The organism is Spirosoma oryzae (assembly GCF_003002825.1).
Lineage (GTDB): Bacteria > Bacteroidota > Bacteroidia > Cytophagales > Spirosomataceae > Spirosoma > Spirosoma oryzae.
Window position 1 is genome coordinate 1 of sequence record NZ_PVTE01000043.1, and the last position, 14,999, is coordinate 14,999.

16 protein-coding genes and 1 tRNA gene are annotated in these 14,999 nt (G+C 54.2%); 8 read left to right on the top strand and 9 right to left on the bottom strand.

Going from position 1 to position 14,999, the window contains the following annotated elements; genetic code table 11:
• Positions 1-341: 341 nt before the first annotated feature.
• From CLV58_RS26465 to CLV58_RS26475, 3 genes are all read right to left on the bottom strand, one after another.
• Positions 342-1,112, bottom strand: a complete 771-nt coding sequence (locus CLV58_RS26465) for a hypothetical protein (protein WP_106140858.1) — start codon at positions 1,110-1,112, stop codon at positions 342-344.
• Positions 1,113-1,131: 19 nt separating this feature from the next.
• Positions 1,132-1,560 (bottom strand): ABA4-like family protein, encoded by a 429-nt coding sequence (locus CLV58_RS26470; protein WP_106140859.1) that lies wholly within the window; start codon positions 1,558-1,560, stop codon positions 1,132-1,134.
• A gap of 124 nt (positions 1,561-1,684) precedes the next feature.
• Complete coding sequence (locus CLV58_RS26475; protein WP_106140887.1) at positions 1,685-2,881, bottom strand: dipeptidase; 1,197 nt, start codon at positions 2,879-2,881, stop codon at positions 1,685-1,687.
• Between the two features lie 194 nt (positions 2,882-3,075).
• Between CLV58_RS26475 and ubiE the strand changes: the two genes are divergently transcribed.
• The 3 genes from ubiE (at position 3,076) to CLV58_RS26490 (ending at position 4,729) form a co-directional block, all read left to right on the top strand.
• Positions 3,076-3,816 carry a bifunctional demethylmenaquinone methyltransferase/2-methoxy-6-polyprenyl-1,4-benzoquinol methylase UbiE gene (ubiE, locus tag CLV58_RS26480; protein WP_106140860.1) on the top strand — a complete coding sequence of 247 codons (741 nt, stop codon included), beginning with the start codon at positions 3,076-3,078 and terminating at the stop codon, positions 3,814-3,816.
• Between the two features lie 5 nt (positions 3,817-3,821).
• Entirely contained in the window at positions 3,822-4,523 is a 702-nt protein-coding gene (gene porT / locus CLV58_RS26485) for a type IX secretion/gliding motility protein PorT/SprT (RefSeq protein ID WP_245882476.1), read from the top strand.
• Between the two features lie 128 nt (positions 4,524-4,651).
• Positions 4,652-4,729 (top strand) — tRNA-Val (locus CLV58_RS26490).
• Positions 4,730-4,876: 147 nt separating this feature from the next.
• Here CLV58_RS26490 and CLV58_RS26495 read toward each other — a convergent pair.
• Complete coding sequence (locus tag CLV58_RS26495) at positions 4,877-5,650, bottom strand: COG1361 family protein (protein WP_146141557.1); 774 nt, start codon at positions 5,648-5,650, stop codon at positions 4,877-4,879.
• An 834-nt stretch (positions 5,651-6,484) separates the two neighbouring features.
• Positions 6,485-7,399, bottom strand: coding sequence for a pirin family protein (locus CLV58_RS26505; protein WP_106140864.1), 915 nt, complete (start codon positions 7,397-7,399; stop codon positions 6,485-6,487).
• A 167-nt stretch (positions 7,400-7,566) separates the two neighbouring features.
• On the opposite strand from CLV58_RS26505, the gene CLV58_RS26510 reads away from it, so the two are divergent.
• Together CLV58_RS26510 and CLV58_RS26515 are read left to right on the top strand one after the other, a co-directional pair.
• Entirely contained in the window at positions 7,567-7,887 is a 321-nt protein-coding gene (locus tag CLV58_RS26510; protein ID WP_106140865.1) for a hypothetical protein, read from the top strand.
• A 267-nt stretch (positions 7,888-8,154) separates the two neighbouring features.
• Positions 8,155-8,952, top strand: coding sequence for a polysaccharide deacetylase family protein (locus CLV58_RS26515; protein ID WP_106140866.1), 798 nt, complete (start codon positions 8,155-8,157; stop codon positions 8,950-8,952).
• A 49-nt stretch (positions 8,953-9,001) separates the two neighbouring features.
• Here CLV58_RS26515 and CLV58_RS26520 read toward each other — a convergent pair whose 3' ends face one another.
• From CLV58_RS26520 to CLV58_RS26530, 3 genes are all read right to left on the bottom strand, one after another.
• On the bottom strand, positions 9,002-10,243 hold the full coding sequence (locus CLV58_RS26520; protein ID WP_106140867.1) for an NAD(P)/FAD-dependent oxidoreductase: 1,242 nt from the start codon (positions 10,241-10,243) through the stop codon (positions 9,002-9,004).
• Positions 10,244-10,348: 105 nt separating this feature from the next.
• On the bottom strand, positions 10,349-11,353 hold the full coding sequence (locus CLV58_RS26525; RefSeq protein WP_106140868.1) for a 4-hydroxyproline epimerase: 1,005 nt from the start codon (positions 11,351-11,353) through the stop codon (positions 10,349-10,351).
• Positions 11,354-11,443: 90 nt separating this feature from the next.
• Positions 11,444-12,349: a dihydrodipicolinate synthase family protein gene (locus CLV58_RS26530; RefSeq protein WP_106140869.1), complete on the bottom strand. Its 906-nt coding sequence runs from the start codon at positions 12,347-12,349 to the stop codon at positions 11,444-11,446.
• Positions 12,350-12,492: 143 nt separating this feature from the next.
• On the opposite strand from CLV58_RS26530, the gene CLV58_RS26535 reads away from it, so the two are divergent.
• From CLV58_RS26535 to CLV58_RS26545, 3 genes are all read left to right on the top strand, one after another.
• Entirely contained in the window at positions 12,493-13,359 is an 867-nt protein-coding gene (locus CLV58_RS26535) for an AraC family transcriptional regulator (RefSeq protein ID WP_106140870.1), read from the top strand.
• A gap of 130 nt (positions 13,360-13,489) precedes the next feature.
• Positions 13,490-13,699 carry a hypervirulence associated TUDOR domain-containing protein gene (locus tag CLV58_RS26540; protein ID WP_106140871.1) on the top strand — a complete coding sequence of 70 codons (210 nt, stop codon included), beginning with the start codon at positions 13,490-13,492 and terminating at the stop codon, positions 13,697-13,699.
• 11 nt (positions 13,700-13,710) lie between these two features.
• Complete coding sequence (locus CLV58_RS26545) at positions 13,711-14,043, top strand: DUF3140 domain-containing protein (protein WP_106140872.1); 333 nt, start codon at positions 13,711-13,713, stop codon at positions 14,041-14,043.
• Positions 14,044-14,112: 69 nt separating this feature from the next.
• Here the strand turns inward: CLV58_RS26545 and CLV58_RS26550 are convergent, their stop codons facing one another.
• Complete coding sequence (locus CLV58_RS26550) at positions 14,113-14,985, bottom strand: CE1 family esterase (RefSeq protein WP_106140873.1); 873 nt, start codon at positions 14,983-14,985, stop codon at positions 14,113-14,115.
• Between the last annotated feature and the right edge of the window lie 14 nt (positions 14,986-14,999).

The window sequence follows — 14,999 nt, forward strand, 5'->3', positions numbered from 1 at the left end:
ACTTAACAGCCCTGCCCTTCAGGGGATTTAGGGGTAAAAAAGCCTGTCCATAAAGTCAGTTAAGTACAGGACGTGAAACCCCTACAAGATTAGCCCTAAAGGGGGTGAAATTCGCACACTAACATCTCCCCCTTTAGGCCGGGCCGACGTTTCGGGGCTGGGGGGTAGGGCGGAACAGAACTTAACAGCCCGGCCCTAAAGGGGACTTTGTCCCAGCATTAGAAAAGTCCCCTTTAGGGGATTTAGGGGTAAGAAAGCATACTTATAAAAACAGTTAACCGAAACCGACTAAAACCCGACAAGAGTAGCCCTAATGAGTGGTCCGACGGGTGGAGTCGCTGCTACAAACCAGCGATCAGCGGGCGACCGGCCAGCGCTTCGAGCATCAGCCAGCTGACGGCTCCAACGTATAACAGGGTAAACAAAACCGTCTGGAAGGGACGTCGGGCGACGTAGTAGCCAAACAGGGGAATCAGTTGCAGGGCGTGCATGCCGAAGAAGTGCGCGATACGCAGGTCGCCGTGCTGCGTACTCCAGTTGATGCCCGGTAGTCCCGGTCCGCCGTCGGGTGCCCCCACCGTATGGGCCAGTCGGGCGGCCATCAACCCACCCTCGAAGGCAAACACGACAAAAATCAGCATACCCAACCGGATGCCCCACAAATAGGAAAGGTTTAACGCTGGGGGTCGTTGTAGCAGGAACAGGATGCCGATGTACAGCGTCCACAGGATGGCAACGGTAATCGCAACGCCCATCAGCGCAAACAGCATACCGCCCGTCGCTGACTTTACGTTGAAATGCGACAGCTGACCCAGCCCAGCCTGCACGACGACCACCGTCAGTTCAAACGCCAGAATCAGCGTGATCGCCCATGAGTAAATCCGTACGCTTCGCTGTTGACGCAGGTAACTCATCAGCCAACCCATCGTCCAGACGAAAATAGTGGCCGACACAAAGAATTTCGCGGGCTTAACAAACGCATTGATACCCAGCACCTGCGTAGTGGTTACGAACGTCAGTCCAGCACAGACAATAGCCCCAACCAGGCAGACCCAGCCAAAGGCAGACAATACGGCATTACGCCGGTGGAGGGTTGTAAAGAATAGATTCATCGATGGTACGGTCTGATGGTCAGACCAGCTTTTGGGTGCGAATAGTACGAATCAGCCAGTAGAGCAATAGCCCGACCGGCCCCAGCATAAAGCAGAAAAACAGCGGTACGATGATCAGCCAGTGCGGTATTTGCCGGGTCTGCGCGTCGCGCAACACGACCGAGCCCGCCACCAGATCGAAGGCCAGGTAGTGTACCCAGCCCGCCAGCATGACGCTATCGCCCCCGTTGGCAAACAGCAGTTTCAGCCCGGCCAGCGAACCAAACGAACCGAAATCAACGGGGCCACCACTAAACAGATAAATTACATAAATGACCGCCAGACAGACCGGAACCAGGTACGTATCCATCAGCCAGCGCGTCACCGACCAGCGGGGCGCTACCACCATCAGCAGCCACTGCGGCAGCACAAGCGTATTCGCGAACTGAAAAACTGTTTCGGGGGACATAGGGTCGGCTTACGGTATTCGGTTTACAGTTTGCGGTAACGCAACGTACAGTTCAAATTCAGGTAGCACCGGTATTGGCAGCATGACGGTAAACCGTAAACTGAGTACCGTAGACCGTAAACCATTACTTTACTTTCGCCTGTCCTAGTACGCGCAGGAGATTGCCGCCCCAGATCTTGGCGATGTCGGCTTCGGAGTACTTCCGGCGCACGAGTTCCGCCGTCAGATTCTCGATCTGACTAACGTCTTCCAGTCCGTTGACGCCCCCGCCCCCATCGAAGTCAGAGCCGATACCGACGTGGTCGATGCCTACCAGTTTGACGATGTGATCGATATGGTCGGCAATGTCCGACAGACTGGCCCGTTCCGGCGCGAACACTTTTGCCAGCGAATCGCTTTCGGCCTGTAGGCGCGCTTCCAGTTCCGGCGTCATTACCTTCCCGACCCGCGCCATACGGACTTTCGTCTTGGCCGCCCGAAACGCATCCGACGGCTTTTTCAGGTAATCGCTGACAAAGTTGACCTGTACGACGCCCCCTTTTTTGGCAATCGCCCGGATCATATCGTCGGTCATGTTGCGGGGGAAGTCGCAAAGCGCGCGGCAGTTGGAGTGCGACGCAATGACGGGTGCTTTCGACAGAGCCAGCGCATCGTAGAACGTACTGTCGGCCACGTGCGACACGTCGATCAGCATACCCAGCCGGTTCATCTCCGGTACGACCTGCTTGCCGAAATCGCTCAATCCACCGTATATCGGCCCGTCCGGGTCGGTCGATGAATCGCCGATGAGGTTGTTGGCGAAGTGCGTCAGCGTCATGTATCGGCAACCGAGGTCGTAGTACGTTTTCAGCATCGCCAGATCGCTGCCAACCGGATAGCCGTTTTCCATACCGATAAACACAGCCCGCTTACCAGCCTTCTGAATTCGGTAAGCGTCGGCGGGCGTCGTTGCCAATTCTGCCAGATTAGGATACTTTTTCAGCGCCTGGTGAATCAGGTCAAACTGGTTGAGCGCGTTGCGTTTGGCTTCGGCATGGCCTTCGGGCGTACGCGGCCCCTGCGAGGTATAGACGGCAAAAAACATGGCGTCCATACCGCCCTGCTTCATCCGGGGAAAGTCGATCTGCGAGTTATCACGCTTCGTGTCGTGCGCCACACCGACGTCGAAACCCGGCTTCTGCATGTTGATGGGCGCATCGGCATGCGTATCGAGCGTCAGTATGCGCTGATGAATTTTCTGAACCGCCGGATCAGGTTTGGCAGGAGTCTGCGCGTAGGCCGTCGACAGCGACAGTAAAGCGGGTAAAACGTAGCGATGCATCATCTTCAGGTTGTCTGTAGTAAAGGGTTACCTCCGAAACTACGCACCGCCCCCCGTAATCGCAAACTTTCGCGGCTCACGTGCTGTTAGCCAAGGATTGAATGATTGAGTAATAGAATGATTGAATGGATGAATGCGCCAGCCAACTCAATCATTCTATCACTCAATCAGTCAATTATTCAATCACTTCTCACATGCCCGTCGTCCCGTACAAAGACCGCGACAGCTCCAAGCGCCAGCAGGTAGCGGAGATGTTCGACAGTATTTCGCCTAAATATGACCTGCTCAACCACGTGTTGAGTGGCGGCATCGATATTCTCTGGCGCAAACGAGCCATTCGCGAACTGCGCAAGGCACTGGCCCCGAAGACCCCAAAACGTATCCTCGACATCGCCACCGGCACGGGTGACTTTGCGATCGAAGCGCTGGCCCTGAAGCCGGACACGATTGTCGGCATGGATATTTCGGAGGGTATGCTGGCGGTCGGCCGGGAGAAAATGAAGAAGCGCGGCATCGACAACATCATCGAGATGCGGTCGGGCGATTCAGAAGGTTTGCCCCTGCCAGACAATGATTTCGATGCTGTCATCGTTGCCTTTGGGGTACGTAATTTCGAGAACCTGCTCAAAGGGCTGACCGATATGCACCGTGTGACCCGTCCCGGTGGTGTCTGTGTGGTGCTGGAGTTCTCGAATCCGCGCCAGGCTCCCTTTAAGCAGCTCTACGGTTTTTACTCCCGGACGATTCTGCCGCTGATTGGCCGCGTAGTGAGCAAAGACGCATCGGCGTATACGTACCTGCCCGAATCGGTACAGGCGTTTCCCGACGGTCCCGACTTTCTGCGCATCTACCAGGCAGCTGGCTTTACAAACACGAAATGGATACCGCTTACCTTCGGCATTGCGTCAATCTACATCGGCCACAAACGGGCGTAGTTTTCTTGCGACGACTTATCACACTGACCACGCTGTGCCTGCTGCTGTTTGCCAGTCTGGGCGCGCAGGCGCAGGGCTCGTACAAGTACGTTGTCAAGCACCTGGAACATTACGACGACAAAGAGATTCACTACGGGTTCTTCTTTGCCATGCCCGTTAGCCGCTTTTCGGTTCGGCACAGCCCGGAATTCCTGACGGCCGACTCTGCCTACCGGATTCAATCGCCCAACCGACCCAACTTCCGGGTGGGTTTTGTCGTCAACGCTTTTCTGAACGACCGCTTCGACCTGCGTACCACGCCCTCCGTGAGCCTGATGAGCCGGGAGGTACAGTACGCGTACCCCAACAGCACCCGCACCGAAGTCCGCGAATCGACCTGGCTCGACTTCCCGGTGCTGCTGAAATACAAATCCGAACGGCGGAACAACTCGCGCATGTATTTCCTGGCGGGGGGTTCGTTCAGCGTCGAGACCAACGTTCGGCGGAAGGAGACGCAGGGCACCAGCCGACTCAGTACGGGTACGATGGATTTGGCCGTCGAATACGGGGTCGGGTTTGAACAGTTTTTCGAATTCTTCAAGTTTGCCCCCGAAATCCGCTTCTCACACGGCCTCATCAACCTCTACCGGCCTACCAACAACGCGGCTGGCATCGGGATCAACCGGCTAACGACGCACAGTGTCTCGCTGTATCTCAACTTTGAGTAGAAAACAACTTCTGACAATGAGACACTTATAAAAAAGTCCATTTTTTTTCAGGCAAACACTTGCATTACCCCCGAAAACAAGCCTATATTTGCACTCCCAAACGACAACAACGAAGGGGAAAATAAAAAGGGAGTTTAGCTCAGCTGGTTCAGAGCATCTGCCTTACAAGCAGAGGGTCGGCGGTTCGAACCCGTCAACTCCCACCACTTAAAAAGCACTTAGCGTTATTCGCCGAGTGCTTTTTTCGTTTTTACTGGTACGTTCACTGACACAACTAGTATTTGTAGAGCTTTTTTGCTTAAAGGGATTACGAAAATTACTGATAGCTAATGGTAGACATATCTTGGGGGCCACTATCGTTTCTTTTCTATCGTAAACCTTATCGGTAAATTGTGAACCTGGGCATTCTGACCATAAACATTCAAGTTTATGGTCGCCGTCTTGCCTGTCATACGTTCGCCACATCTAACTACCAACCTAACTACAACTTCGCTTCCTGTCGTCTTGTAAGTAGGCAGATTGTCGAAGTGAATACTTCCAGTACTATATTCAAACTTACCCCCTAGCGCGGTTTTACGGCTTTCAACTAATTGGGTTACAGCTCCGTTTAGGCCGATTGGGTATGAATCAGGAACTCCCCCCCATATATACATATTGGAATCTGAGTGATTGGCAGTTAGTTTGACATTCTCTGCATTTAAACTTCCTGTATTTTTTATTATTATCTTCAATGAGAAGGACCTAGTACTGTCGTCGATCTGTCCAAGATTCAGCCATTTTAAACTGTACACGCCCCCAGAGCTTTCTTTCTCTCTAAAAAGACTGGATTCGCCTTTAGGCATCATGTATGCGTACTCAACTGTAAGTTTTGGCCTCATAGACAACCGTTTCTGCTCATCAATCCATTGTCTGGTAATTGTACTAAGTTGCTTTTTAGACAGTATCAAGTTTTCGTTCAGTATTGCTTGTTGTTCTTCTAGGTTGCTCTGTACTGCTGACAAAGCCATTCTGCTTCGTTCGAGTGCATACTGTTGCCTTTTCAATACTTCACCTTGCTCTTTTGCTCCTTCCCTGGCATCGTTCAGTGTCTCAAGTGCGATCCAGACAGACCAGAAGGCTGCTACCAAAGATAGTACGGTTGCGAGTGCAGAGTAAACAGGGAAGCTATCTGGTGATAAATTCCGCGTGCGATACAGCCTCGGGTACAGGATATAGTTAATCCACACTACTACGATACAAAACAGTCCTAGAATTATATGAATCATATACCGATCAAGATTACTGCGTATATTATTCTCGTTACTGACAAATCGAACACATGCTACAAATGCTCGACAGGGTATTTACTGAATGCCCTATGATACTTCTTTCTAATCGGTAAACAAAAAACCCCAACCGACAAGGAAGGGATTTTTCGAAGGGTATATGCGACAGATTTATAAAACCACTCCGTAGGCCCGTAACTCTTCTACGGAATCAGCGTACCAGTAGTCTTTTGTCGGGTGATTACGATCAAAGCGCAGTTTACCGATTACTTTGTCTGGCGTTAGTATGCTTATAAGCACCTTCTCACAGTACATATCTTTTGGTAGTTGACCAGCACAATAGGATGCGGCCTCCAAAGTATCAAAGGGTGCTTTGTGGTTCATAGGCTGGCTTGGTACCATGATAGGCGACGGAACATAGGCAACCGAATCGTTGGACTCGTAACGAGCGTGGGCAGACGCGATGGCGTAAACAAAGAAAGGAGGCATAGAATAGGCTGAATACAAGTGAACAACTCATCCACCTATTCAAAAATAAGCTACCTGTTACCGACTTCTGTAGTACTGAACGAGCAGGGCAGTGCTTTCACTTCGATGTCCTATCGGGTAATGCTACGCAGTTGTCGTGTTGTTGTACGCCTATCCTGCTAATTATACTTGTGAGAAGTGCAAGCCACTAAAATTGCAACACTCAAATTACGACAAAGCCTGCGGGGCTGGGTTACCGGCGGGACGGCTGCGGTCGTCGGGGAGTGGGATGAAGACGTCATTGTCGTTGGGGGGTAATAAGATTCGGCCCTGCTTCCAGTCTTCCTTGGCCTGTTCAATGCGCTCCTTGCGGGAGGAAACGAAGTTCCACCAGATGAATCGCTCGCCAAGCGGTTCTCCACCCAGCAGCATCAGTGTAGTGGCTTCGACGGCCAACAGTACGGGATCGTTGCCAGCACCGAAAACAAGCATCTGCCCCGCGCCGTAGGTCCGCCCCGCGATTTCGATTTGGCCCGTTACAACGTAGATGGCTCGTTCGGTGTGCTCGCTGGGCAAGCCAAATCGGGTGCCTTTGTCAAGCTGCGCGTGCAGATAGAACAAGGGTGAGTGCGTTTTTACGTCGCCCCGAAGCCCGTACGCATCCCCGGCAATCAGGCGCATCCATACGCCTTTGTCGGTGTAGACGGGTAAGTCCTCCGGTTTGTAGTTGTCGAAGGTCGGGGCGCTTTCTTCATCGCGTTCGGGCAGCGCGACCCAGGTTTGCAGCATTTCGAGTTTACCCTGCGCCAGCAGCGTCGGGTCTTCGAACCGCTCCGAGTGGGCGATGCCCCGCCCGGCGGTCATCCAGTTCACTTCGCCCGGCCGAATGATCTGCTCGACGCCCAGGCTATCGCGGTGGGTCACTTCGCCGTCCAGCAGGTACGATACCGTCGACAGGCCGATGTGCGGATGGGGCAGTACGTCCAGTTGGGCAGTCGTCATGGCGTTCAGGTCAACCGGCCCGGCATGGTCCATGAAGATGAAGGGGCCAACCATCCGCTTCAGCCGAAACGGCAGAATCCGCTTTACTTCCATACCCGGCGTGATGAGTGCCCGGCGCGCTTCGATGACAAGATCAATCATGCTGTAGTGAGCTTACTGCGTACGTGCGTTTAGGTAGGGACGCTTATTCCGTCCAACGTAGCTCAAGTTAGCGGAAGCAATCGACAACACCGCAGCGTAACCCGTCGACCAGCGGGCCAGTCGCCGGTTCATGACTAACATTGTCGCTGACTGCTGGTTCTAAGAATATGACTGATCTATTCGATTACCTACAGACGCGGAAGAACGAGGGAGGGGCTGTACTGGGCTCGTATACCGTCACCGATATAAACATGGTCGCGCCGAAGCCGCAGGCGTTTCTATTCACCGCTGAAGGCACCGGAAAACGCAAAGGCAAACTACTAACCGTGGCTATCAGAGAAGCCGGTGGGTCAGACGGCGATTCGTACGAGGTCGATGTTACGGACACGAATGCGGCCAAAACCTTTTCGTACGCGGCCCTGTCGCGGCAGGCCGTCGAGCAGTTTCTCCAGACCGGCCTGATGCCCACTGCCGACGAACCGTTCTGATTTCCTTAGTTAACGCGAATCACGGCCAACTAGTAAAATAACAATCGCTTCAATATCAATAGCTTACACATATTTTGTCATCCCGACGACAGGAGGGATCTTCGCGTAGGAAGCCTGTTTGTATTGCGCGAAGACCCCTCTTGACGTCGGGATGACACAAACTGGCTATCTATAATTCGCGCTATTTAGCGATTTGCGCCTGTTCAGATTACCATTTTTTGCGGAACAGACTAGTAAGCCGCGTCGGTTTTTTCTTCTTTTGTCACCATGAAGACATTACTGACGCTCGCGGCTTTTGCGCTATCGTGTTCATTGGGCATGGGGCAAGCCAAAACGGGCTGGAATGGCAGGAAATGCGCCGTGGTCCTGACGTATGACGATGCGCTGGACGTTCACCTGACCAACGTTGTTCCGGCGCTGGACTCGCTGGGGCTGAAAGGCACCTTTTACCTGTCGGGCTATTTCCCCGGCTACGCCAACAACATCGACCGGTGGCGGGCTGTCGCGCGAAAGGGGCACGAGCTGGGCAATCATACGCTGTTCCATCCCTGCGCCGGCAATCAGCCCGGTCGCGAATGGGTTAGTCCGGCGAATGACTTAAGCAAGTACAGCCCGCAACGGATGGCCGACGAGATCGGTATGATGAACGTGCTGCTACAAACGCTTGACGGCAAAACCGAACGTACGTTTGCCTACCCCTGTGGCGATACGAAGGTCGGCGATACAGACTACTACAAACTGGTCGATACGAAATTTGTGGCCGCGCGTGGGGTGCGCAGTGAGATGAAACCACTTGGGCAGTTGAACTATGCCGATATCGGTTCGTACGCCATCGTCGGGCAAACGGGTGAACAGCTGATCGAACTGGTCAAACAGGCGCAGGCGTCCAATTCGTTGCTGGTGTTTCTCTTCCACGGCGTGGGTGGCGGCCATTCAATGAACGTTGCCCTACCGGAGCATGCCAAGCTGCTGCGTTATCTGAAACAGCACGAGTCCGAGATCTGGACCGCTCCTCTCATCGACGCTGTCAAATACGCTAAAACGCATTCGCCCACAACCCGGTAAGGGCTGCGGGCGAGCGAAGGAAACGGTGGGAGATAGAAAAAAAATGTAATTAGAAGCGATCGGGGCTGAACGCGTCGATGACCATACTATCGACTTTATCGTTGACGACTTCGCTGACGAGCTTGCCGGTCGCCGGACCCAGACTCAGGCCCATCATACCGTGCCCCGTGGCCAGCACGACGTTGTCGAACCGGTCGGTACGGCCGATGTAGGGTAATCCGTCGGGTGAGCAGGGGCGCAGGCCACGCCAGACTGTCTCGACCTTCGGCATCTCGACTTTTATCTCGGGATAGTAATTGTTGATCGACTGGAAGATCCCCCGTACCCGGTTCATGTTCACGGTCATATCGGTACCTGCCACTTCGAGCGTACCGGCAAACCGCAGGCTTTTGCCCATCGGTGTAGCCGTGGCGCGGGCTTCGAGCATAATCGCCGGTACCCGTACGTTGTTTTTGACGTCGTGCATCATGAAGCTGTAGCCTTTGCCGCCCTGCATCGACAGGCTCATGCCCAGTTGCCGGCTAATGTCTGACGACCAGGCACCACCTGCCACGACAACCGCGTCGACGGCTACGTCGCCCTGCGCCGTCTGAATAGCGGTGATGTGCTTGCCCGTTTTACCGAAACCCGTAACCGTACGTTTCTCCAGAATCTCAACGCCGTTTTTCCGCAGATACGCCACCAGTGACCGAATCAGTTCATTCGGGTTCAGGTGCGCATCGCCGGGGTAGAAGATACCGCCCCGCACGTCGACGCGGGCGTCGGGTTCGAGGTCCTGTACCTGCTGCCCGTTGAGGAGTCGCGCTTCGATACCCGCCCGGTTCGCCACGTCGGCTTCTTCGGCCATTTCGTGTTCGGCACCGGCCGTTTTGTACAGCATCAACAGTCCCCGCTCCTGCCATTCGAAGCTGAGATCACCGTTAGCTGCCAGGTCCTGGTACAGCTCTTTGCTGAGCAGACTCAGGTCACGCAGCGCCGGAATGGAGCGTTGCACGTGGGCGTCGTTGGCATGTCGGTAAAAGAGCCAGCCCCAGCGCGCCAGATCCAGATTGAGCCGGGGTTTAACGTAGAACGGGCTGGTCGAGTTGAGCATCCAGCGCATGCCTTTTGAAATCATGCCGGGCTGCGCCAGGGGAATGATATGACTAGGAACGATCATACCGGCATTGCCAAACGAGCAACCGTCGGCAATCGTGTCCTGATCGAGCAACGTCACCCGGTGCCCCGCCTTCTGTAGATAATACGCCGAGCAGAGGCCGATGATCCCCCCGCCAACAATACCGATGTGCATAGTTCAATGAGTGATTGAGTGACTGAGTGATTGAGTGAATAGCTATTCGCAGAGTACTGCTGGCGACAGCCTGATTCGCTCAATCACTCATTCACGCATTCGCAATTAAATCACCTGAAACCCGTGAACGTAGGGGTCTTCCTCGTCGAGAATCAGGTGGTTGTAGCCGTGAATTCGGGCCCAGCCTTCGATGCTGGGAATAATCGCGGGGGTGTTGGCCAGTTCAGTAACTGCTTCGATACGCCCGTTGAAAATGGAGCCGATAATGCTTTCGTGTACGAATACGTCGCCCGGCTGCATCCGGCCTTTGCCAAACCACTGCGCCATCCGGGCCGACGTGCCGGTACCGCAGGGTGAACGGTCGATGGCTTTGTCGCCGTAGAAAACAGCATTGCGCGCCGTCGACGTTTCTTTGAGCGGCTTACCTGTCCAGAGAATATGGCTCAGGCCGTTGATCGTCGGATTCTCGGGATGCACAAACGTGTACTTCTCGTTCATCCGCTTGCGCATCGTCCGGGCCCAGCCAATCAGCTGATCGGCGGTGTAGTGTTCCAGACCGGGAAAGTTGGGCTGCGGATCGACAATGGCGTAGAAGTTACCGCCGTACGCTACGTCGACTGTCAGTTCACCCAGGTCGGGGCAATCGACGGTCAGGTTTTCAGCCGCCAGATACGACTTGATGTTCGTAATCTTCACCGACGTCACCTTCTTACCGTCCTGCTGGTATTCGGCCCGCACGAGTCCGGCCGGTACTTCCAGATTCAGCACACCCGGCGTTTTGGGTCGGATCAGGTTCTGTTCGATCGCGACCGTAACGGTCCCGATCGTGCCATGGCCGCACATGGGCAGGCAGCCCGATGTTTCGATAAACAGCACACCAGCATCGTTGGCCGGATCGCTGGGTGGGTAGAGAATACTACCCGACATCATGTCGTGCCCCCGTGGCTCGAACATCAGCCCCCGCCGAATCCAGTCGAATTCGCGCATGAAGTGCTGCCGTTTCTCGCTCATGTTGGCCCCTTGCAGAAACGGTATGCTCCCGCCCGTCACCACCCGAACCGGGTTACCACACGTATGCGCGTCGATGCAGAAAAAATGATACTCGGACATGGGTCAAGGATTGAATTGTTGAGTGATTGAGTGATGGAATGATTGAATAGAGCTGACGCACTCAATCATTCCATCACTCAATCACTCATTTTATACCAGCTCCGGGCGTTTTGCCAGGGCGGTGTTGATAACGTTCAGGACCTGCTCGCGTTCAGCACCGATAAGGGGTAGCCGTGGGGCACGAACGTGTTCCGAACCGATACCGACAGCCTGTGCGGCCAGTTTGATGTACTGTACCAGTTTGGGGTGGATGTCGAGTTCCAGCAGCGGCATGAACCAACGGTAGATGTCGAGGGCTTCGGCTACCTGACCCGCTTTCGCCAGATCGTAGATCGCCATCGTTTCCTGCGGGAACGCGTCGACCAGACCACCTACCCAGCCATCGCAGCCCAGCAGGATCGCTTCCAGCGCCAGCGTGTCGACGCCACCCAGCAGTTTGAAGCGGTCACCGAAGGCGTTACGCATACGGGTGATGTTGGTCAGGTCGCGGGTTGATTCTTTAACGGCCTGGATGTTGTCGTATTTGGCCAGTTCTTCAAACATGGCCACCGTCGTCATGATCTTGTAATCATACGGGTTGTTGTAGATCATGATCGGCAGCGTCGTGGCTTCCGCGACAGCCGTGAAGAACGCAACGGTCTCACGCGCATCGGCGGGGTACCGCATGGGCGGCAACACCATCAGTCCGTCGGCACCAGCGGCTTCCGCTTCGCGGGCACGGGCGATGGCCTGCTTCGTACTTTGCTCGGCAATGTTAAGCAGGACGGGTACTTTTCCGTCACAAACGGCCAGTGCCGAATTCAGCAACTGAATTTTTTCATCGGGCTCCAGCGTGCTCGCTTCGCCCAGCGAACCACCGATAATGAAGCCATGCACGCCCGCGTCAAGCTGCGCACGCAGGTTTTTTTCGAACAGGGGCAGATCGAGTTGATCATCGGCCGTAAATGGGGTCAGCAGCGCGGGATAAACGCCTTCCCACCGGACAGGTACGTGCATGGTTGTAACAGTTTATTGGTTGAATTTAACGTATCAAAATTAGTAGCGATCCCCTTTTATCAATAACTATTCATGCGCCGACTTTAATACTATTTTCACCAGAAAAAAGCAATTATTGAGTATATTTACGCAAAACTTGCACCATGAAGCCACTCCTGTTCAAAGTTCCGACGATTGACGACCGTTCGTTTCGTATCGAACAGGATCGGATGCCCCACTTTTACGGTCACCTGCATTTCCACCCGGAAGTTCAGCTAACGCTGATTCAGGAGGGTGAGGGAACACTGATCGTGGGCGATAAAATCGACCGGTTTGCGCCCGGCGACGTGCTGATGCTTGGTCCGAACCTGCCGCACGTATTACGTAGTGACCCCGACTATTACCAGCCGGAGTCGACTCGGCAGTCGGTAGCCGTCTCGGTACTGTTTCGGCCGGAACAGCTGGAAGCGGGCGTACTGAACTTACCGGAAACGCTACACCTGCGCCAACTGCTGACTGAATCGCAGCACGGTGTTCGGTTACGTTCGTCGGATAACCCGGCGCTAACCAGTCAGCTAGAAAATCTGCCGGGCCAACGCCCTTTTGACCAACTGCTGACGCTGCTGCACGTGCTGGATGAACTGGCTACGCAACCCGACCGGGAGGTACTGTCGGTAACGGCTTACGTGCAGCCTCAGCGCCCGGACGACCACCGGCGGCTGGAACGCGTTTTTTCGTACATCCTGGAGCAGTACCACACGCAGATCACGCTCGACGACGTAGCCAATATTGCCAGCCTGACACCGGGGGCGTTTTGTCGTTTTTTTCGTCAGCACACGCGCAAAACCTTTTCGACGCTGCTCAACGAAGTACGCATCGAACACGCCTGTCGCCACCTTCGCGAATCGAAGCAAAGCATCAGTCAAACGGCCTATGTCTGCGGCTTCACAAACCTGTCGAACTTCAACCGGCAGTTCAAGACGATCACGGGTCTGTCGCCCAGCGATTATATCCGGCGCTACAATAGCTGATACGCACTTTCTGCTACCTTCTCTGCTGCGATTGGGTTAGCAGGATGCTTCCTGCTGTCTGCGACAAATAGCGTACAAACAATCCGCTGACTCAGCCGGTTAGTCCCTCTCAATCAACCAACTCAACGAGATGATTAAGAAAGGCACAACCGTAAAATGGAAGTGGGGAAAGAGCCATGCCGAAGGTAAGGTGGTTGAAGTCCACAAAGAGGAAATCGAGAAAACGATCGACGGCAAGAAAATCAAGCGCAAAGGCACAGACGATGATCCGGCACTGGTAATTGAGCAGGACGACAAGCAACTGGTTTTGAAGCTGCAAAGCGAAGTAGAAACCGCCTAACCCGGATAGCCATGAACGACGACGATAAAAAAGATATCTACGACGAGTTCAAGGATCTGGTGAACATGTCGGCTTCAGAACTGAAAAAGTGGCTGGATACCGATGAGTCGAAATCGGTTGGTCAGAAGAAAGATGGTAGTGAATCGACCGGGCACAAGTCAGGCGAACGCATCATCGAGATCAAAGAGAAGAAGAAAGGCGACCTGACCGACGACGACTATAAGCACATGCAGAAAGTGGTCGGTTATATCAAACGGCACAGCGCACAGCGTCCGAAAGAAGTCGAAGGCAGCGACTGGGAATACTCGCTCAAAAACTGGGGCAACGACCCTACGAAGAAATAAGCCGTTTTATTGATTCACTTTTTGTCATTCCGAGTCGGCGGCCACGGTGGCACGGAATGACAAAAACATTTACTTACCCTGACGGAGGAAAAAGCGGAGTGCTTCCAGGTGCACGTCGATATCTTTCGGGTAATCGTGCTTTCCGCCAACGACTTTCAGCAGCACAACCTCGGGTTGCCCCTTTGCTTTGTAGGCATATCGCTCAATCGTACGACCGTCAGCAGGGTCAGTATCCGGCAGCTTCTCCAGGCTTGGCTTTCCCTTGTAGCGGGCCAGACCCGCCCAGTAATTCAGCGTTTGTTCCGTCGAGCGTACGCGCCCCATTTTCATGTTCGGCCCCAGGTCTACCTCTCCCCCATTATATGGGTTGACCGTATCGTCGGTACCGTTGATAATCATGATCGGCACCGCTTTCCCCGATGCAACACAGTCCATATTGGTCGAGTCGGGCAGGTTGGCAATAATGGCCGTTACCGCCCGGAACGCATCGGGCATGGTCATCGCCAGTTTGTAGGCCATATGCCCGCCACCCGACGTACCGACAACGAACACCTGTCGCTTATCGACGGCATATTTTTTCTGGAAATACCGGATCATGGCCGCGAAGAAGCCCTGTTCGTTAACGTCGATCCGGTTCGCTTCAGCGGGCGATGCTTTGCGGCATTCGTTCCAGTACCGTTTGTAGCCATCAGGATAAACAGTCAGTAATCCGTCGGCCACCGCCTGCCGCTCCATCGCCGTCGTCTGTTTCATCATGCCCAATCCATCGCCACCCGATCCGTGCAGCACGAAGACCAGCCCGGTTGGTTTGGCCACTGCTGCCGGTTTGTTGACGTGAAAGGTTCGCCAGTTCCCGTCGACCTGCACGGAATCAGTGATTACCTGCGCCTGCGTCAGCAACGCCATCAGGCTGAATGACATGAGTAACCAATAGCGTTTCATACCAAGAGGAATGC